1 pseudogene is annotated in these 861 nt (G+C 62.1%); it reads right to left on the bottom strand.

Annotation, left to right across the window (positions count from 1 at the left end):
* Positions 1 to 126: 126 nt before the first annotated feature.
* Positions 127 to 861, bottom strand: a pseudogene (locus RFN28_RS34650) (Ulp1 family isopeptidase); the annotation flags it as partial.

Genomic DNA, 861 nt, shown 5'->3' with positions numbered 1-861 from the left:
GACCGGCTGGCTGGCCGATTCGCAAGCGGAGGCATGTCATAGTCGCTCCCTCGGTCAGGGCCCCGCATAAGGAGTGCTGATGTCGCCCAGTTCCGCTCCAGCCAGCTCTATCAGCAGCCACCCCAGTCAGCGCCTCAGTCGGGTTTGCAGTGCCAGCCGATCGACAACGAGGTTGTCGAGGTGCAGCACGCCTGACCGTCCTCTTTGCGCCAGGCCCCTAACCAATGCCCGCGTCCCGTCCAGCACAAAGACACCGCAATCATAGCCGTTGCTCTGCTGGGTCATGCGGGCTAGCTCCAGACGAGCGCCCAGCCGTTGTGCGAGCAGTGCTGCAGGCCCGTCGTTGTATCCCACGGCGGAATCGTAATGATAGGCAGCCGGCCTTGCCCGTTCGCGACGATCAACGAGCAGCAGCGACCAATGGCTGCCGCGGCGATTGGGATCCGAAGCACTGGCATCGCTCACTGGCAGGAACAGGAAGTCGGCTGTGTCATTACCATCGTGATCATGGACAATGTGCTGGAAGGCGCGCGTGGCCACGCTCTGGGAGCCCAAGCGCAGATGATAGTGGGCTATGAGCGGATCCACGAGCCGCGTCCGGGAGGCGAGATCCGGATTGTCCCGCTGCAGATCCTGAATCAGAAGCATGTAATCCGCCGCGATATGCTCGTCGCTCAGCCAATCCCTGGCGCCGAGCTCTAGCCCACCGTGGCCGTGGAACGAGGCTGTCTGATTCAACGCCGCTATCTGAGCATCCGTCGATGTGCTCGGAAACGCCGGTGCATAGTGAGCATCGTCACGCAACTCGTGCGGGGTGGAGGGCAAATCAACCAGAGGGTCAAGACCGCGGTAGATGTCTGA

This window comes from Mesorhizobium album (assembly GCF_033977205.1).
GTDB lineage: Bacteria > Pseudomonadota > Alphaproteobacteria > Rhizobiales > Rhizobiaceae > Mesorhizobium > Mesorhizobium album.
The sequence above is the reverse complement of the archived record's forward strand: the minus strand, read 5'-3'. Positions and strand labels throughout refer to the sequence as shown.